This window comes from Citrobacter sp. B72, from assembly GCF_016894305.1.
In the GTDB taxonomy this organism is placed as follows: Bacteria; Pseudomonadota; Gammaproteobacteria; order Enterobacterales; family Enterobacteriaceae; genus Citrobacter; species Citrobacter portucalensis.
The window spans coordinates 3,005,769-3,024,349 of the sequence record NZ_CP069801.1 but is presented as its reverse complement, the minus strand read 5'-3'; the positions used below and the strand labels follow the sequence as shown (position 1 = coordinate 3,024,349).

Sequence of the window (18,581 nt, the reverse complement as noted above, 5' to 3'; positions counted from 1 at the left end):
ATATCAGGAAAAAAATTCAAGAAAAAATAGTAATGTATGTGATTTGCAATGTAGTAATGAAAATCAAAAAATTAAAAAATGACGTTATATAAGGAAATCTTCAGGGTTGAACGTTATTTTTTATGTGTTTTAGAGAGGGAATCCGATCGCTTATGACGTAATATTTCATAACTTAATAAAAACAAAGAAGAAAATTAATGCCCAATACGGAAGTGTCGCAGGTGCAATCAATGAAAGTGGCTAAACTTAGTGGTGTCTCTGGTAGTGACAAAGTATCTTTTGTGTATGGGGGCTGTGAATGGTGTGAGTGATACTTAAAAAGTATACATAATTAAATATTATTAATGACAAAGGTTATAAATCTATAAGAAACCATTAAATAAGAAATGAATTAGTGTCATTGAATCTGTGCAGATATAATAGTTTGCAAAGTCTTATGCTTTATTATATAAAATGCAAAATTAAGAAAGCCCTTAAGGTTGTTATGGATAACGGCAATTCAAATAATAGAAGGTTAATGGCTTTCTATATAATCTGTTTGGCTAGCTATGTTCTTGGTGGAGTGTGTCTTACACAATTTAAATCAACGATACAAAGTGTCCCGCAAACAGTATATCTGATTATAATTGTAGGTTTGTTCTTTTTATATGGGATAATTTTCCTGTTTATGTTATTCCAGTATCTTTGTAGAAAAGATCTCACCTGCCTCATGATATTAGGTATGGCGTTTCTTGGGAATAACATATTTTTCATCGAGACTATCTACATCGTTCAGGGCTTGATTAATGATTATGCCTCAATCGAAAAAAGAACTAACGACATAGCCATATTCTATTACTTTCGGCAGATTAGTTTCATCGCTCTGCTATTTGTTTCATTAAAATCTTATAAAGCATCCTCGACAGTTATTGAAACCAAAGAAAGAGAACCTTGCTATATCGTTCTGTCTTTTTTAATCATGCTTGTTATCTCGGTGGTGGCGCACGCTCTGGCCAGTTACAACCCTAATTTTACACTCGAGATCACAAGCCTGAAGCCTGATAATGTCACTGTGCACTGGCATATTGGGTACATTTATTCGCTTATTGTATCCTGGGGACTGGTCCTGTTGTATTTAATCATTAAAACCAGAACCCATAACATCTTGTGGAAAAGTATAGGGCTACTGTGTTGTTCAGCAATATTGACCAATGTACTACTTCTGAGCCTGGATGAATATAACATGTATATTTGGTATGTAAGCCGGGGGATTGAGGTGATAAGTGCCCTGTGTATAATCTCAATACTGATGTACAACACCTTCATCATCTTAAAAAAAGAAACGGATTCAGCTATTAAAGACGCAATGACTAAAATATATAATCGTAAACTATTCTATAAGTCATTAAAATCATCATTAGCAAAAGGCACAGTATGTGTAATGGTTCTGGATATTGATAAATTCAAACGGATTAATGATACTTACGGTCATCAGGAAGGTGACAGAGTGATAATCAGCATTGTCGATATTGTCAATAAATCAATCAGAGATACGGATATTTTTGCCAGAGTAGGCGGTGAAGAATTTGCGATCCTTCTTAAGTGTAACGATAAAGATGAGGCAATTGTTGTTGCAGAGCGAATTAGGCGAAATGTAGAGAATGGTACGACAATACCAAATTCATATGAGTTAAAAGAAAAAATGACGATAAGTATCGGTGTATATTGCAGCAAAATTGATGATGAATCAGCGGATAAAGTTGTTTCATACGCCGATGCCGCATTGTATGAAGCCAAAAATTCTGGCAGAAATAAGGTGTGTTACTATTATCATTAAGGTTGAAATATACGCCGTGTAAGATAAGTTTATTATTCCGAACCGGCGAATACAAATACACAAATCATCCCACGACCTCTGTACTCCGACGACGGCGCAGGCTATTCCACGAGTACAGGGCGTTAAACAGTACGACGCCCGCGGTCACACAGAAAACGGCACGAAAACCGTAGTTGGCGGATATCGCTGCCCCCATTAGAGGTCCTGTTACGTTACCGATATCGCGAAATGACTGGTTATAACTGAAAATACGTCCAGCTATTTGATTGGTCGAGTTGTAAACCAGCAGCGTTTGTACCGCCGGGAGCAGAGCGCCGTCGGCCGCACCCAATAAAAAGCGCAGAACACCAAGCTGCCAGGGCGTATGGACAAATGACATTGGAATAAGCAGTAACACAGAAACGATCAGCGCGACGATCAGGATCTTCTCCGGGCCAATTCGATCGCCTAATTTGCCAAGTTTCGGGGCGCTGATTAATGCCGCAACGCCGGGGACAGAGGCTATCATCCCACTGATAAATGCAATATTGCTGACGTTGCCAGCCAACTCTCGAACGTACAGGGTCAGTATTGGCGCGATAGAACCGGTGGCTACCTGAATGATCAAAGTGGTGATAAACAGGCTCAGCACCAGTTTGGGGTTCTTTAAAGAGGCCACGACTTCACGAATGTGCAGCATCTCCTTCTTGCTCACCGGCTGGAAACGCTCGCGGATAAAAAATAGCGTCAGGATGAAGCAGACCAGCAGCACGCTGGCGGTGATGAAAAATACCGGGCGTAATCCGTACTGATCCGCGAGCAGCCCGCCAGCTAGCGGCCCGAGCAGTGCGCCACTAACGCCACCGGTTGAAAGCGTTCCCAGTGCCCAGCCGCTTTTATTGCGTGGAACCTGGGTGGCGATCAGTGCATTCGCATTGGGGATGAATCCACCAAGCAGCCCTAACAAGGCGCGCAGGATTAAGAACTGCCAGATATTTTGCGCCAGTCCCATCAGCAGCATCACAATTGCCATGCCCAACGCGGAACGCAGCAGCATGATTTTTCGTCCTTTGCGATCGGCAAGGCCACCCCAGAAAGGAGAGGCAATGGCTGAAAAGAGAAAGGTGATGCTGAAGACCAGGCCTGACCACATATTCAGGGCGCTATGACCCGTGACGCCGAGACTCTCGACGTAAAGAGGCAAAAAGGGCATGACCAGGCTAAATGCTGCTCCGGTTAAAAAACAACCTAACCAGGCAACGGTGAGGTTGCGTTTCCAGTTTATGGGGGCATCTGAGGGTGACATAGCGATCCGCAGTGTGATGCGCTGTTTGCGCTATCGATTGAATATAAGTAAGCAGGCTAATTATGCGCCTGGTTGATAGTTGCTGCAATGCGGATAGCAGTTAAACCTAAAACGGGTAGGGAGCGGGTTGCAGCCCACTGGGCTGCAACACTACGTCAGTACAGAGAAGGGGAGCCTTCAGGACGCGTCTTGAAGCGACGATGCAGCCACATATACTGTTCTGGCGCCATCATTATGCATTGCTCAACAATTTTGTTCATCCACGCGGCAGTGGTTTCTGCGTCGTCCAACGGTGGTGAGCATTCTGGAGGCAACATAATCAATTGATACCCTTTACCGTCAGGTTTGCGGCGGGGAACAAACGGTACCAGGCAGGCATTGGACATGCGCGAAAGCATCCAGGTCCCTGAGGTTGTTGCGGCTTGTTCAACGGCAAAAAGTGGTACAAACACGCTGGCGCGAGGGCCGTAATCATGATCCGGCGCGTACCAGACCACTTCGCCCTTTTTCAAGGCTTTAATCATCCCTTTCAGGTCTTTACGATCGAGCATTGATTTATTCGAGCGCATGCGGCCCCAGGTTTGTAGCCAGTCCAGCAGCGGATTGTCGTTAGGCCGATACACACCAATACCCGGCTCCTGCAAGCCAAACTGGCGCGCACCCAGTTCCAGAGTCAGAAAATGCAGACCCACTAACAGAATCCCGCGTTTTTGCGCCTGAACGTCACGGATATGTTCCATTCCGATCACTTCCGTCCAGCGCGAAATACGCTTATCGGACCAAAACCAGGCCATCCCGGTTTCCATTACGCCCATACCTACGGATTCGAAGTTCTTGACGACCATCTGCTGGCGTTCCTGCTCACTCATCTGCGGGAAGCACAGTTCCAGATTTCGGGAAACAATTTTTGCCCGACGTTTCATCAAACGTAGCGCCAGTCGACCTAACGCACAGCCCAACTTAAAGAGGATGGGGTACGGTAACTGCACGATTAACCAAAGGATGCCAATACCCAGCCAGGTTAACCAATAACGTGGATGCAGTAACGCAGCCGAAAACTTGGGTAAATTCGTCATGTCTATCCTGTCTTCAAACGACCAATTCCCTGTATTGTCGCATTTTTTCGCGCGTATCAAAAATTTGTGACGGGAGAACGGTGATTAATTCCGCAATTGTTGTTGCGATTTTATCGTGAAGTATGAAATGTAGCGTAAAATGTGTGGATGTAAATTGGCGATGTTTGCTTTATTATGCCGCCGATTTTCATTTATTCCTTATTTGCAGGATACGTACACCATGCCAGTGTTACACAACCGCATTTCGAACGATGCCCTCAAAGCCAAAATGCTGGCCGAGACCGAACCGCGCACGACGATATCATTCTATAAATATTTCACCATTGCCAATCCTCAGCACACGCGTGATGCGCTGTACCAGATGTTCACCGCATTGAACGTCTTTGGGCGAGTATATCTTGCCCATGAAGGAATTAACGCGCAAATCAGCGTACCGCAAAGCAACGTCGAGGCATTTCGCCAGCAGCTCTATGCGTTTGATGCTGCATTGAAGGATTTACGTCTGAATATTGCGCTGGATGATGACGGTAAATCGTTCTGGGTACTGCGTATGAAAGTCCGCGAACGTATCGTGGCGGATGGTATTGACGATCCAGACTTTGACGCCAGCAACGTGGGTGACTACCTGAAGGCGGCTGAAGTGAACGCCATGTTGGACGATCCTGACGCGGTATTCATTGATATGCGCAACCACTATGAATATGAGGTGGGTCATTTCGAGAATGCGCTGGAGATACCGGCAGACACGTTCCGCGACCAGTTGCCGAAAGCGGTTGAAATGATGCAGGCGCATAAAGATCAAAAAATCGTGATGTACTGCACGGGTGGGATCCGCTGTGAGAAAGCCAGCGCCTGGATGAAACACAATGGATTTAGCAAAGTCTGGCACATTGAGGGCGGTATTATTGAATATGCCCGCAAGGCGCGTGAACAGGGGCTTCCGGTACGTTTTGTCGGTAAAAACTTTGTCTTTGATGAGCGTATGGGCGAAAGGATCTCTGAAGATGTTATCGCGCATTGCCATCAGTGCGGCACGGCGTGCGATAGCCATACTAATTGCAAAAATGATGGCTGCCATCTGTTGTTTATTCAGTGCCCGGCTTGTGCGCAGAAATATAAAGGCTGCTGTAGCGAGCTGTGTAGCGAAGAGAGTGAGCTGCCGGAAGAGGAACAACGGCGTCGTCGTGTGGGGCGTGAAAATGGCAATAAAATCTTCAATAAATCACGCGGTCACCTGAATACCAAACTGGGTATTCCAGACCCTGCGCAATAACATGATGCCGGATGAGGGGTAGTACCTCATCCGGTAATTCATGCGTTACTTCTGCTGAACACCTTCCACTGAGATGATCAAATCGACTTCCTGCGATGCAGGGCCGAGATCGGTGGTGATGTTGAAATCCTTCAGCTTAATCTTACCTTGCGCTTCAAAACCAGCGCGCGTACCGCCCCAGGGATCGCCACCCTGACCGATGAGCTTCGCGTCCAGCGTAACCGGTTTGGTAACGCCGTTCAGGGTCAAATTACCGGTGATATCCAGGCCATTCCCCTCTTTTTTCACGCTGGTGGAGCTGAAGGTCGCCTGCGGGAATTTTGCCACGTTAAGGAAATCTGCACTGCGCAGATGCTTGTCGCGTTCGGCGTGATTAGTGTCAACGCTGTTGGTGTTGATGGTTACGTTAACCTTATCGGCTGCGGGATTTTTCTCATCAAAGGTAAACGTACCGTCGAAATCTTTGAAAGTGCCGTACAGCCAGCTGTAACCCAGATGCTGAATACGGAAATTAACAAAGGCATGCTGTCCTTCCTTGTCAATTTTGTAATCTGCCGCCACGGCCGACCCGGTGGTGAATAACAGAGAAGCGAGTGTAAGTCCCAGCAGGTTTTTTTTCATTTTAAGCTCCATAGTCAGATGACGATTTTCCCAACATGCGATTGAGGGTATCGTCGTTATCAATAAAGTGATGTTTCAGGGCCATCAGTCCGTGTAGTAGGGATAAAATCACCACGGTCCACGCAAGCCACAGGTGCAAGCTACCGGCGAGGTCGGCCTGGGTACCCGCATTGGCCAGGGTGGCGGGAATGTCGAACCAGCCAAAGACGCTTATCGCTTTGCCATCTGCGGTGGAAATCAGATATCCACTGATGACAATCGAAAAGAGCAGCAAATAAAGTCCGAGGTGACCCAGTGCCGCTGCGATACGGGTCAAACGGGAGTAGCTTGCCAACGCAGCAGGCGGAGGGGAGAACAACCGCCAGACAACGCGGATAACCAGTCCCATCATGAGTAGGATGCCGATGCTTTTATGCAGTTCGGGAGCCTGGTGATACCAGCCGTCGTAATAGCTGAGCGTGACCATCCATAACCCCAACGCAAACATGCCATATACAGCAATCGCAATCAGCCAATGTAATGTGGCTGACACTACGCCATAGCGCTGTGGAGTATTATTGAATTGCATAAGCACACCGATTGATATTTCAGAAGTGAATGAAAATGGCGTGTAAAAGACATTAATGCAACTAATAAATAACAATAGTGATGATATTTATTTTTTATTCAATAAAGTTGACTGATTGTTGAGGTAATCATCAAGGGATTAGTGCGAAAATATGTGGCGGGGCTTAGTCTATGGGATGTTATGGTTTTTGTTATTATTCAGTTTATTGCAATGAAAATTAAGCTAATCTCAATTTTTGTCAATTATTGTCAGCGCGCAGGAATCAGAAAAACATAATATATATTACATCCATAATGGCCAGCAGTGACCATAAAATAATGTAGAGCATAAGATGCTCGCGAATATTATTAACCAGATAGTGAAAGATACGGCGCATTGACGTTATTCCTGTCATTAAAAATGGCCTCACCAACGAGGCCATTCATTTATTATCACTTAAAACGGCTTAGCCTGAAGGGGGTCAGGTCAAAGTCAGACGGTTTGTCCTGAGCGAAGTCTGCCGCAATCTCTCCCAGTACAGAGGCAAACTTAAAGCCATGTCCGCTCAGTCCGGTAATGATCAGCGTGTTGTCATGTTCAGGCAGAGTATCAATTATAAAGTCTTCATCTGGTGAATTATCGTAAGTGCAGGATGCGCCGTGCAGGCAACAGCCAACGCCAGGCAGAATTGTGCGCAGGAATGGGAAGGCTTCAGAACCGTCGCTGGCTACAGCGGCAAATGGCTTACGCTCTTCTGCAGAATGGATTACCTGTCCGCCATTGTGCTTACCAATTTTCAGCTCGTCGTTTTCAGCCGGGAAACCGTAGTATTGATCGCCATTTGGCAGCTCGCCGGTGAAAGCCGGGAAGTTATTCTTAACGCTGTAGCGCCCATCGGCCTGATACCAGGCGAACACTTTGCGCACCGGTTGTATCGGTAGTTCAGGGACTAAAGCCTGCACCCAGGTACCGGCGCTGATCACTGCTTTTTTCGCATGGTAGTCACCGTCAGCCGTTTCTACCGTGATGCCATCATCACCGTGATGAATTGCGCTGACCGGGCATTTAAACAGTTGCGCACAGCCTGCTTCTTCCGCCAGACGGATCCAGGTTTTAATTGCTAACTCACTGCGTAAAAAACCGGACTCCGCTTCAAACAGACCGATATAGTTGTCAGGAACGCGAATTTCCGGCCAGCGAGCCATGATGGCCGCTGCATCTAATTGTTCAACGTTAAGTTGCCACTGTTTTGCGCTTTGCGCTGCAGTTGCTATGAAGGTTGACTTTGCCGGACCGAGGTTGATAACTCCGGAGCGAACAAAAATCGGTTCTTCATTATGGGTGGACAGTTCATCCCACAATGTTTGCGCACGTAGCACCAGCGGAACGTATTTTTCGCCTTCGCCATAAGCATGACGAATTAATCGAGTATCGCCGTGGTGGCTGCCCTGTTGATGTGGTGGCATATGCGCATCGATCATCAGAACCTTCAGACCGGCACGAGTGGCATAGTATCCAGCTGCGGCGCCTACCGAACCGCTGCCAATAATGATTAAGTCGTATTTCATCCGCTTCTCTCTGCAATCGCGATAGTAGAAGGGTAAATAACTGACCTGGAATATTCAACCTGGAAATAAGAAAGGCACCGCTAAGGTGCCTTTGATGGTTGGATGTATCAGGTTTAATGTCGCTGATACTCATTTACCTGGTAATCGCCAGATTCAATTTTGGCGATTCCTGCTTCTAATATCGAAATAAATTGCCTGGCAACATCAGTGGTTAACCAGAGCGTTTGACCAACTTCAGTCCCATCCGGGTCAGGGCGGTTCGGGGTTTGGTAGTGCAAACGCAGCATCAGCGCATCGTAGCTATCAACAGTGCTGATGTCCCACCCTACAAGCGGATGAGTCTGAATGACTTCATTATTCTTTTCCATCATGCCCCCTAATTCGTGTTACTAGACAACGGTTTTCGAGGTTCAATGCGTTTTTTTCTGAAGCAACTTCAGTATATCAATAAATAAGGGTATTCATTGAAAATTTAAAGAGGGAAGGGCATAAAATTTTTGTTTTCAGCGTTATCTGACTAAGAAACCGACATGTTATTCATTTTTTTTTAGTATGTTGCACAATTATTTTGTTGTTTTGGTTAAAAGATAATCGGTGGGTTAATATTAAATTAAATGCTCGTCAGAAGAAATGCGCGATTGATTACAAGATAGCGTGTATAAAAAAGCCGGGGCGACCCGGCAAACAAACATCACTGCATATCGTTATTTATTCGTTGATGAACCAGTCATCCGCGCTTTCCCAGGTTTCCTGTAGGATCTCGCTGATGCGTTCTTTGTCCTCTTTGGTCGCGCCAATAACCGACAGATTGTTTGCGCCGGCATAACGGACGGTAACGTTACCTTCGTTATCCGGAAAATGGTGCTGAATACGGCGGGAGAGTTCACCTGCCAGTGCGTCAATTGCACCGGCAGGTAAAGGTGAAGTTTTGGCAATAGTGACTTCAATACGCATAGTAGCCCCCTGTTGAATATACTGTTTATTTATACAGTTATTCGAATCAGTTGGCTACACTTTTTTTAGCTTTTTACTGACCAGCGTACCGTTTCGCCACCCAGGAAAGGCACCAGCGTATCGTCTTCCAACGCTATGCTCTCAGGAACAAGGTGCTCCATGCGTTCCAGCTCAATAAAGGTCTCATTTACCGGCAAACCATAGAACTGTGGGCCGTTGAGTGAGCAGAAGGCTTCGAAATGGTCCAGCGCATTCATCTCTTCAAACACGGTGGCATAGCTGCCTAGTGCGGTCGGTGCATTAAAGCATCCAGCACAGCCACAGCTTGACTCTTTGCGATGACGTGCGTGCGGCGCTGAGTCGGTACCGAGGAAGGCGCGCGTAAACCCGCTGGCAACCAGTTCACGCAGCGCCTGTTGGTGGACGTTACGTTTGAGGATCGGCAGGCAGTACAGGTGAGGACGAATCCCGCCAACCAGCATGTGGTTGCGGTTAAACATCAGGTGCTGTGGCGTAATAGTCGCTGCCAGAAGCTCGTTACCGTCGCGCACGTATTCGGCAGCATCTCTGGTAGTGATATGCTCGAATACTACTTTCAGCGAGGTCAAACGCTGGCGCAGCGGTTCCATCACCGTTTCAATAAAGCGCGCTTCGCGATCGAAAATATCGATATCTGCATGCGTCACTTCGCCGTGCACCAGCAGCGGCATACCCAATTTTTCCATCCTCTCCAGCACCGGCATGATGGCGTCAATAGAGGTTACGCCATGCGTCGAGTTGGTGGTGGCATTGGCCGGATAGAGTTTTGCTGCGGTGAATACGCCTTCGTTAAATCCACGTTCCAGCTCGTTGGGATCCAGCGTATCCGTTAAGTAGCAGGTCATTAATGGTGTGAAGTCGTGTCCGGCAGGTACCGCGTCAAGAATGCGCTGGCGATAAGAGATAGCCGCGTCAACCGTGGTGACGGGCGGTGCCAGGTTCGGCATGACAATGGCGCGACCATAAATTTCACTGGTGTAGGGCACGACAGTTTTTAACATGTCGCCATCGCGAAAGTGAAGATGCCAGTCGTCTGGGCGGCGGATCTTTAAAACCTGGGATGGTGCAGTCATCAATATGCTCCGGCTGAGGATAGTCTTTTTGCCGGAAACAAAGGATAAGCGGAAACGTTTTCGTTTGCACGAAAAAAAAGGGCGCATCGGCGCCCTCAGTTTTATTAGTCGGTGAACGGGATGATGATTTCCCCCGGTTTCACCTCAATTCCCTTCGCCAGTTTTTTCGCCAGAGCTTCACCCTGGCTACTGTCATCCTGCAGAATGTAGGCTGGCTGCTGGTTGAAATAGTTACGCAGCGACTGGTTTAAATAAGGCATCAGCGTTTGCAGTACCGACTGCATTTTTTCTGGTGTCACGGTCGCATCCACGACTTCCATCTCTTGCAGATAAATTGCGCCTTTCTCTTTGTTAAATACCGGTAAGGCTTTTAACTTCAGCTTCATGGTCGCTTTCTGGCTGCCAAACAGGGAATTCATGTCCAGGTTGGCGTCACCGGTCAGGGTCACTTTATTGGGTTCTTCACGGCCAATCTGACTGGCGAGATTATTTAGTACGATGTGTGCTTCAGCAACGCCGGGCAAGCCGATATCTTTAGAAAAGTTATTATGCTTTGCCAGGGCCTGATTAATTTCTTGCTCGCTAACCGTGTATTGCGTGAGTTGATTACAACCAACCAACAGGCCGCTGACAATCAGCGCAGCGGCAAAAAAAAACTTTTTCATGGGGTTCCTCAACATGATGCATGTGGCGTAATCGTGACACAAAGCATCATCGAGTACCAGCGCCCCGGGCGCCAGCAGAAAAAACTGAAAAGCGCCCGGAAGCAGGTTCGGCTATCAGGCGTCTGGCTCCAGCATGCCTCTCGTTGGGCGTTTGAGACTGAATTGCCAGCCCAGCGCCAGGAAGGTGATGAGGCCGATAATACCGAGCATCATCCAGGGCAACTCAGGCTGTGCCAGGGCCTTGCCCATGTCAAACAGCCAGCCGCCGCCGATATATCCAATTGCGCCACCGATAGCGAGCCCCAGTCGACTGAAGCCCATATAGCTTCCTCGGGCACGTGCATTCGCCAGTGAGGCGCTAAGGGTTTCACGCGCTGGTTCGGCGATGATCGAGCCAATATAGAATGTACAGATCAGGGTGAACAACTGCTGCAAATTCCCCACCAGACCGATCGGCATCATGCTCAGAGACATCACCAGCAGACCGGCCATCAGACGATGTTCAAGGCGAAAACGTTTTTCACTCCAGCGGGCAATTGGGTAGAGCAGCGTCAATGAGAGGCACGCCTCGATGGCATACATCCATTTCACAGCGGCCGGTGAACCTGCGATGTCGTTCACCATGATTGGCAGCATCAGCATCACCTGTACCGCCAGCATGTAATAGCCCGCCAGCGTCAGCACATAGGTGACAAAGCGCTTGTCATGCATCACGTGGCTCATCCCTTCGCGCACTGGAATTTTCACCGTCGACAGCTTCCATGCCGGGAGCAGCCAGGCGTTAAACGCCGCGCAAAGAACGAACAAAATTGCGCCGGTGGCACAGACGAGACGAAAATCGTATTGCAATAACCAACTGCCAAGCAACGCGCCAACCACGGCCCCGGCGCTATCCTGCATCATCAGAATAGAGAAAAAGCGCCCACGCTTTTCCGGGCGGATCAGTTTAACCACCAGCGCCGAGCGGGGTGGGTCGAATAGTGTACCGCCCAGTCCGGAGAGAAAGCAGGAAAACCACAGCAGCCACGGCTCATGGGCAATGCCCATGGTGGCGAACCCGGCAGCGCGCATCAGCATGCCGGTGACGATCATCGGTTTTGCACCGAAACGGTCCGCAATAGCACCGCCGAAAATACCCAACCCCTGCTGGATAAATTGACGTAATCCTAGTGCAATACCGACCATCACGGCGGCCCAGCCCATTTGGTCGACGAAACGAATTGAGATCAGCGGGAAAACGACGAAGAAACCCAGCACGACCAGCATATTATCGATGAGAAGGAAGTATTTACCCAGGTTCCTTGCCTGCGAGACTTGCGACATTTCCCCTCCAGGGAAAAACTCGTCACTCTGGATAGAGTTTAAAAGATAAGCACCTCCTATTCTGCGGTGTCGTCATCGCTTTTCCCACCCTTCGCGGGACAATATTTTTTTATCAAAAGTCCGTCTTGATAGAGAGTTTTCATCAAAATGTGTGAATAATTCAAAAAATGGCATTTTGCTCTTTTCACAGGGCGTATTCGCACAGGTATAGTAATGCGAATAGCGTATTGAAGACGTTACGGGAAGGAGTAGGTATAGAATGTTTGGCTATCGCAGTAACGTGCCAAAAGTGCGCTTAACCACCGACCGCCTGGTCGTGCGTTTAGTGCATGAGCGTGATGCCTGGCGTCTGGCAGATTATTACGCAGAAAATCGTCATTTCTTAAAACCCTGGGAACCTATTCGCGATGAAAGCCACTGCTATCCGTCCGGCTGGCAGGCGCGTCTGAGCATGATCTCTGAGTTTCATAAACAGGGCACCGCCTATTATTTTGCGCTGCTCGATCCGGACGAAAAAGAGATTATCGGCGTTGCGAACTTCTCAAACGTGGTGCGGGGATCCTTCCATGCCTGTTATCTCGGCTACTCCATTGCGCAGAAATGGCAGGGGCAGGGGCTAATGTATGAAGCCTTAACCTCGGCCATCCGTTATATGCAGCGCACGCAGCATATTCACCGCATTATGGCTAACTACATGCCACATAATAAGCGCAGCGGTGACCTGCTGGCGCGACTGGGTTTTGAAAAAGAAGGGTATGCCAAAGACTACCTGCTGATTGACGGGCAGTGGCGCGATCACGTGCTGACGGCGTTGACCACATCAGAATGGACCCCCGGCCGCTAAGTTTCAGATGCAGCCATGATTAATGGAGAAGACGATGAAATACGAATTAACCGCCACCGAAGCACGAGTGATTGGCTGTTTATTAGAAAAACAAGTGACCACGCCGGAACAGTACCCACTCTCCGTTAATGGAGTCGTAACAGCCTGCAATCAAAAAACGAATCGTGAACCGGTGATGAACCTGTCGGAATCGGACGTGCAGGAGCAGTTGGATAACCTGGTTAAGCGACATTTTCTGCGCACGGTGAGCGGTTTTGGCAATCGCGTCACGAAATATGAGCAGCGTTTCTGCAACTCTGAATTTGGCAATCTGAAGCTTAGTGCCGCAGAGGTGGCCATAATCACCACACTGCTGCTGCGGGGCGCTCAGACGCCTGGTGAACTGCGTAGCCGCGCATCCCGTATGTACGAATTCAGCGATATGGCCGAAGTGGAGTCGACGCTGGAAAATCTGGCGAACCGGGAAGATGGGCCTTATGTGATCCGCCTGGCGCGTGAGCCGGGCAAACGTGAAAGTCGCTATATGCACCTGTTTTGTGGTGAGGTTGATGAAGCCATTGCCGCGGCAGATGAACCCCCTGTAGCCTCCGGCGATCTGCAGGCGCGCGTGGAAGCGCTGGAAACGGAAGTCGCAGAGCTTAAGCAGCGACTTGATTCCTTGCTGGCGCACCTGGGAGACTAACGTGAAAAAATTACGTATCGGCGTAGTCGGCCTGGGCGGTATTGCACAAAAGGCCTGGCTACCCGTGCTAGGCACCTCCGCGGACTGGACGCTGCAAGGCGCATTTTCACCTTCACGCGATAAAGCACAGCGTATCTGTGACACCTGGCGAATACCCTACGTGGATTCATTGAAGAATCTGGCGCAAACCTGCGACGCGGTTTTCGTCCATTCCAGTACCGCGACGCACTATGCGGTAGTTAGTGAATTGCTGAATGCCGGAGTTCACGTGTGTGTGGATAAACCGCTGGCGGAAAACCTGCACGAGGCTGAGCAACTGGTCGAGCTGGCCGCGCGGAAAAAACTCACGCTGATGGTCGGGTTTAACCGTCGATTTGCACCGCTGTACCAGGATCTCAAAACCCAGTTGGGCACCGCAGCGTCTGTACGTATGGATAAGCACCGTACGGATAGCGTTGGGCCGCACGATCTGCGCTTCACTCTGCTGGACGACTATCTGCACGTGGTCGATACCGCTTTGTGGCTGGCGGGAGGGCAGGCGCAGTTAAATAACGGCACGCTGCTGACCAATGAATCTGGTGCGATGCTCTACGCCGAGCATCATTTTTCTGTCGGTCAAATGCAGATAACGACCAGTATGCATCGCCGTGCCGGTAGCCAGCGCGAGAGCGTGCAGGCGGTGACGGACGGCGGCCTGATTGACGTCACTGATATGCGGGAATGGCGGGAAGAGCGTGGGCAAGGTGTTGTTCATAAGCCGATAGCGGGCTGGCAAACGACCTTAGAACAGCGTGGTTTTGCCGGATGTGCCCGTCATTTCATTGAGTGCGTGCAAAATCAGACGGTTCCCCAGACGGCAGGCGAGCAGGCGCTACTGGCCCAGCGTGTTGTTGAAAAGCTGTGGCGGGAGGCGATGGCTGAATAACCCCCTGTAACATCTGGCGGTAGTAATTCATTGTAATCCAGGTACTATATGCCCACTCAAAATAACACCTCTTTTCAACCATAGGCTGGTTTGTCGGCCTGATAAGGTGCCAGGGTGTCGCCATCAGGCACAGCAAAAGTGTCGGATGGCGGCGAGAATGCCTTATCCGACCTACGGGCAGGTTTGTCGGGGTTTTGCCTCAGAGTCTGGAATACAACATAGATGAATTTATTAAAGTCGCTGGCAGCCGTCAGCTCGATGACGATGTTTTCACGTGTGCTGGGTTTTGCGCGTGATGCGATTGTCGCCAGAATCTTTGGTGCAGGGATGGCGACAGATGCCTTTTTTGTGGCATTCAAACTTCCTAACCTGTTGCGCCGAATTTTTGCCGAAGGCGCATTTTCGCAGGCATTTGTGCCGATTCTTGCTGAGTACAAAAGCAAGCAGGGGGAAGATGCTACCCGCGTGTTTGTTGCCTACGTTTCCGGACTGTTGACGCTGGCGCTGGCCGTGGTGACGGTAGCCGGGATGTTGGCTGCGCCATGGGTGATATTAGTCACCGCGCCGGGATTTGCCGACACAGCGGATAAATTTGCGCTGACCACTCAACTGCTGCGGATCACTTTTCCCTATATTCTACTGATTTCATTGGCCTCACTGGTTGGTGCGATCCTTAATACCTGGAACCGCTTTTCCATTCCTGCGTTTGCCCCGACCTTTCTGAATATCAGCATGATCGGCTTCGCGCTATTTGCGGCGCCCTATTTTAACCCGCCGGTGCTGGCGCTGGCGTGGGCCGTTACGGTTGGCGGCGTGCTACAGCTGATTTATCAGCTTCCGCACTTGAAGAAAATTGGCATGCTGGTACTGCCGCGCGTGAACTTCCGTGATGCAGGGGCGATGCGTGTCGTCAAGCAAATGGGGCCAGCGATCCTTGGGGTATCTGTCAGCCAGATTTCACTGATCATCAATACGATTTTCGCCTCGTTTCTGGCCTCTGGCTCAGTTTCATGGATGTATTATGCCGACCGTCTGATGGAGTTTCCGTCCGGTGTTCTGGGCGTGGCGCTGGGGACTATCCTGCTGCCATCGCTGTCCAAAAGCTTTTCCAGCGGTAATCATGATGAATATTGTCGTCTGATGGACTGGGGCCTGCGCTTGTGTTTCCTGTTGGCATTACCGAGTGCCGTAGCGTTGGGTATTCTGGCCAAACCGCTGACGGTGTCTCTGTTCCAGTACGGTAAATTTACCGCCTTTGATGCCGCGATGACCCAGCGTGCGCTGGTGGCGTACTCGGTAGGTTTGATTGGCTTGATCGTGGTGAAAGTGTTGGCTCCGGGCTTTTACTCGCGCCAGGATATTAAAACGCCAGTGAAGATTGCCATTGTGACGCTGATTATGACCCAGGTGATGAACCTGGCGTTTATCGGGCCGTTAAAGCATGCCGGATTGTCGCTGTCGATTGGTCTGGCGGCATGTCTGAACGCTTCACTGCTGTACTGGCAACTGCGGAAACAGAAAATCTTTACCCCACAACCGGGCTGGAGCTGGTTCCTGGCGCGTCTGGTGATTTCCGTGCTGGTGATGTCTGCGGTGCTGGTTGGGATGCTCTACATCATGCCGGATTGGTCGCAGGGAACGATGTTGTGGCGTCTGCTGCGTCTGATGGCGGTCGTGGTGGCAGGTATTGCCGCTTACTTCGCAGCTCTCGCCGTACTGGGCTTTAAAGTAAAAGAGTTTGTGCGCCGGACGGCGTAATGAATCAATGCCGGATGGCGGCATAACGCCGTATCCGGCCTACAAAAGGCGTAGGCCTGATAAGCAAAACGTTATCAGGCTGACATCAAATAGAGAATTTTTTCCCGCCGCGGTGCGCAGCAGAGGTTTGACCGTTTGCGCCATACAACGCCGGTTCCTGGTGCGGTTTCAGCACTTGTATTGCTTGTTGATTACGCTCGATCTGCCCTTCCAGCAGCCAACCGTTGTGCTGGTTGAGGTCGCGTAAATGCTGTGTTTTCTTGGTGATAGTCTGCCAGCGTTCAGCAATCTCATCATTGGCGCTGCGCGTGGCGTCATGTTCCAGGCGGCGCTGCTGCTCAAGATAATCAAGGGTTGCCAGCAAGGAGCTTTTTTCTTCTGTAATACGTTGTAGCTGGCTGCCGTTGATATGCCCTGCGGAAAGCTGCTGCTGTTCAGCATCCATTACCGTTTTCAGGTCATTGAGGACGGTCGTCATCTGGTCAAGTATTTCTGACAAACGAGTCATACTTTATTTACTCTGTAGGTAGCTCTGCGCCTCGCGAATCAGCGAGTCGGCAATTTTTCCGGTATCCATTTTCAATTCACCGTTACGGATTGCGGTTTTCAGTGCTTCCACGCGTTCCATATTGATGTCATTGCTGCCGGGCTGCATCAGTTTGGCCTGGGCGTCGCTCAGCATGACGCTGGTGCTGGTGGTCGCGGTGGTTTTTTCCTTCAGCGCTTTTTGTACCGGCGCATCGCTGGTTTCACGCGGCTGAACGGTGCTTACTGGCTTCAATGGTGAGGTACGATCAATGCTCATTTTATTTTTCCTCATCGAGGGGTTACGCTATAGCGGCCCGCTGTAATCATTGGTTGTTTATCTATCGGCACACGCTAAAAAATCTTTAACCTATTATAGGTTAATAAGAATATTCCCATCAGAATCGACGACGCCGCTCACCACCTGGCCTGAAATCATCCGCACTCGTGCATTCTGTGCGACAGCGGCGTTGTTCAGCGCTTTACCTTCGGCATTGACCCGAAAGCCATCTCCGTTGGCAATAACCAGTACGCGCTGACCGGCCTTGATCCGCCATGCCTGGCGCAACATCGAAAGCTGTATCGGTTGGCCCGGCACCAGATCGCGCAGGCTCACTGCATCCTGCACCTGACTCATATCCAGCACCGCGCGCGGCGGTAGTTGGTCCAGTCGACCACGTTTCAGCGTTACGCTGGCTGGGGTCAGGGTGCTACCTCGCGCTACGGACGCAGCGGCAACAACGTAGTTTCCCGTCGCCTGCACGTTCACTTGCAGATAACGTTTTTCGTTGGCACAGCGGGCCAGCACATTCACATTGCCCCACAGTTTCGCGCTACCTGACACGCTTAATGCTGGTTGTTCGCAGTTGGGCAATAAGTTTGGTGACGTTCGGATAGTGACCACCACCTCATCGCTAAATCCGGCCAGGCGCTGGGAAAACCATGCCGTTAGCTGCGAATTCAGGTCTTGCGCCAGCGTCATAGGGCTGAACAGCAGTGCTGCCACGACTATTCCACGTTTAAACGTTTGCATCAAAACCTCGCGCTTTTTCAGGTAGTGGCAGGATTTTACCTGTGTGACGCAGTCATCAACGCAACAAATAGCGACGCATTTTGCGTTTATTCCGGCGATAACGCGCGCGTAATGGGATTTAAGCTGTCGGCTGAATTTTGTCATTTGCGGAGGAGATATGCTCGATAAGCTCGACGCCGCCTTACGTTTTCAACAGGAAGCGCTGAATTTGCGCGCCCAACGCCAGGAAATATTGGCGGCCAACATTGCCAATGCCGACACGCCGGGGTACCAGGCGCGCGATCTGGATTTCGCCAGTGAATTAAAAAAAGTCATGGTGCGAGGACGGGAAGAAACCGGCGGCGTTTCGTTGACGCTGACCTCTGCACAACACATCCCAGCCCAGACCGTTTCTGCGCCGTCTACGGAGCTGCTCTACCGTATTCCTGACCAGCCGTCTCTTGATGGCAACACGGTAGATATGGACCGGGAGCGCACGCAATTTGCAGACAACAGCCTCAAGTATCAAATGGGGCTGACGGCGCTGGGTGGACAAATCAAAGGCATGATGAACGTGCTGCAAGGAGGGAACTAA

The 18,581-nt window shown here is 49.7% G+C and carries 21 protein-coding genes; 7 read left to right on the top strand and 14 right to left on the bottom strand.

The features are described 5' to 3' along the window. Positions 1-484 precede the first annotated feature (484 nt). The gene (locus tag JQN59_RS14470; RefSeq protein ID WP_149608148.1) at positions 485-1,816 is read left to right on the top strand and encodes a sensor domain-containing diguanylate cyclase; all 1,332 of its coding nucleotides are present in this window, start codon (positions 485-487) and stop codon (positions 1,814-1,816) included. Between the two features lie 64 nt (positions 1,817-1,880). On the opposite strand, the gene mdtG is transcribed toward JQN59_RS14470, so the two are convergent. Then, positions 1,881-3,101, bottom strand: coding sequence for a multidrug efflux MFS transporter MdtG (gene mdtG / locus JQN59_RS14465; protein WP_032942948.1), 1,221 nt, complete (start codon positions 3,099-3,101; stop codon positions 1,881-1,883). Between the two features lie 155 nt (positions 3,102-3,256). After that, positions 3,257-4,177: a Kdo(2)-lipid IV(A) acyltransferase gene (locus JQN59_RS14460; RefSeq protein ID WP_003036136.1), complete on the bottom strand. Its 921-nt coding sequence runs from the start codon at positions 4,175-4,177 to the stop codon at positions 3,257-3,259. Positions 4,178-4,397: 220 nt separating this feature from the next. Between JQN59_RS14460 and trhO the strand changes: the two genes are divergently transcribed. After that, positions 4,398-5,450 (top strand): oxygen-dependent tRNA uridine(34) hydroxylase TrhO, encoded by a 1,053-nt coding sequence (gene trhO, locus JQN59_RS14455; protein ID WP_149608147.1) that lies wholly within the window; start codon positions 4,398-4,400, stop codon positions 5,448-5,450. Positions 5,451-5,495: 45 nt separating this feature from the next. On the opposite strand, the gene JQN59_RS14450 is transcribed toward trhO, so the two are convergent. The 9 genes from JQN59_RS14450 to mdtH all read right to left on the bottom strand — a co-directional run bounded on the left by JQN59_RS14450 (position 5,496) and on the right by mdtH (position 12,240). Further along, a complete protein-coding gene (locus JQN59_RS14450; protein ID WP_149608146.1) occupies positions 5,496-6,071 on the bottom strand; it encodes a YceI family protein in 576 nt (191 codons plus the stop codon). Between the two features lies 1 nt (position 6,072). Then, positions 6,073-6,639 carry a cytochrome b gene (locus JQN59_RS14445; protein ID WP_149608145.1) on the bottom strand — a complete coding sequence of 189 codons (567 nt, stop codon included), beginning with the start codon at positions 6,637-6,639 and terminating at the stop codon, positions 6,073-6,075. A gap of 262 nt (positions 6,640-6,901) precedes the next feature. Then, positions 6,902-7,015: a YceO family protein gene (locus JQN59_RS14440; RefSeq protein ID WP_003036148.1), complete on the bottom strand. Its 114-nt coding sequence runs from the start codon at positions 7,013-7,015 to the stop codon at positions 6,902-6,904. Positions 7,016-7,070: 55 nt separating this feature from the next. After that, positions 7,071-8,186 carry an N-methyl-L-tryptophan oxidase gene (gene solA, locus JQN59_RS14435; protein WP_103014532.1) on the bottom strand — a complete coding sequence of 372 codons (1,116 nt, stop codon included), beginning with the start codon at positions 8,184-8,186 and terminating at the stop codon, positions 7,071-7,073. Positions 8,187-8,299: 113 nt separating this feature from the next. Continuing rightward, complete coding sequence (gene bssS / locus JQN59_RS14430; RefSeq protein ID WP_003036154.1) at positions 8,300-8,554, bottom strand: biofilm formation regulator BssS; 255 nt, start codon at positions 8,552-8,554, stop codon at positions 8,300-8,302. 340 nt (positions 8,555-8,894) lie between these two features. Next, positions 8,895-9,140 (bottom strand): DNA damage-inducible protein I, encoded by a 246-nt coding sequence (dinI, locus tag JQN59_RS14425; RefSeq protein ID WP_003036157.1) that lies wholly within the window; start codon positions 9,138-9,140, stop codon positions 8,895-8,897. Positions 9,141-9,205: 65 nt separating this feature from the next. Then, a complete protein-coding gene (gene pyrC, locus JQN59_RS14420) occupies positions 9,206-10,252 on the bottom strand; it encodes a dihydroorotase (RefSeq protein ID WP_149608144.1) in 1,047 nt (348 codons plus the stop codon). A 104-nt stretch (positions 10,253-10,356) separates the two neighbouring features. Then, a complete protein-coding gene (locus tag JQN59_RS14415; RefSeq protein ID WP_020996498.1) occupies positions 10,357-10,917 on the bottom strand; it encodes a lipoprotein in 561 nt (186 codons plus the stop codon). A 114-nt stretch (positions 10,918-11,031) separates the two neighbouring features. After that, positions 11,032-12,240 carry a multidrug efflux MFS transporter MdtH gene (mdtH, locus tag JQN59_RS14410; RefSeq protein WP_003832142.1) on the bottom strand — a complete coding sequence of 403 codons (1,209 nt, stop codon included), beginning with the start codon at positions 12,238-12,240 and terminating at the stop codon, positions 11,032-11,034. Positions 12,241-12,499: 259 nt separating this feature from the next. Here mdtH and rimJ point away from each other — a divergent pair, with 259 nt between their 5' ends. The 4 genes from rimJ to murJ all read left to right on the top strand — a co-directional run bounded on the left by rimJ (position 12,500) and on the right by murJ (position 16,449). Beyond that, positions 12,500-13,084: a ribosomal protein S5-alanine N-acetyltransferase gene (gene rimJ / locus JQN59_RS14405; RefSeq protein ID WP_003832145.1), complete on the top strand. Its 585-nt coding sequence runs from the start codon at positions 12,500-12,502 to the stop codon at positions 13,082-13,084. A gap of 34 nt (positions 13,085-13,118) precedes the next feature. Then, positions 13,119-13,766, top strand: coding sequence for a YceH family protein (locus JQN59_RS14400; RefSeq protein ID WP_020996497.1), 648 nt, complete (start codon positions 13,119-13,121; stop codon positions 13,764-13,766). Position 13,767: 1 nt separating this feature from the next. After that, positions 13,768-14,691 carry a Gfo/Idh/MocA family protein gene (locus JQN59_RS14395; RefSeq protein WP_032942955.1) on the top strand — a complete coding sequence of 308 codons (924 nt, stop codon included), beginning with the start codon at positions 13,768-13,770 and terminating at the stop codon, positions 14,689-14,691. A 222-nt stretch (positions 14,692-14,913) separates the two neighbouring features. Next, positions 14,914-16,449 (top strand): murein biosynthesis integral membrane protein MurJ, encoded by a 1,536-nt coding sequence (gene murJ / locus JQN59_RS14390; RefSeq protein ID WP_003832150.1) that lies wholly within the window; start codon positions 14,914-14,916, stop codon positions 16,447-16,449. A gap of 85 nt (positions 16,450-16,534) precedes the next feature. On the opposite strand, the gene flgN is transcribed toward murJ, so the two are convergent. From flgN to flgA, 3 genes are all read right to left on the bottom strand, one after another. After that, on the bottom strand, positions 16,535-16,957 hold the full coding sequence (flgN, locus tag JQN59_RS14385) for a flagella biosynthesis chaperone FlgN (protein ID WP_003036178.1): 423 nt from the start codon (positions 16,955-16,957) through the stop codon (positions 16,535-16,537). Positions 16,958-16,960: 3 nt separating this feature from the next. Beyond that, positions 16,961-17,254 carry a flagellar biosynthesis anti-sigma factor FlgM gene (gene flgM, locus JQN59_RS14380; protein ID WP_048214469.1) on the bottom strand — a complete coding sequence of 98 codons (294 nt, stop codon included), beginning with the start codon at positions 17,252-17,254 and terminating at the stop codon, positions 16,961-16,963. A gap of 93 nt (positions 17,255-17,347) precedes the next feature. Continuing rightward, on the bottom strand, positions 17,348-18,007 hold the full coding sequence (flgA, locus tag JQN59_RS14375; protein WP_008784358.1) for a flagellar basal body P-ring formation chaperone FlgA: 660 nt from the start codon (positions 18,005-18,007) through the stop codon (positions 17,348-17,350). A 157-nt stretch (positions 18,008-18,164) separates the two neighbouring features. Here flgA and flgB point away from each other — a divergent pair, with 157 nt between their 5' ends. Then, a complete protein-coding gene (gene flgB / locus JQN59_RS14370; RefSeq protein ID WP_003036189.1) occupies positions 18,165-18,581 on the top strand; it encodes a flagellar basal body rod protein FlgB in 417 nt (138 codons plus the stop codon).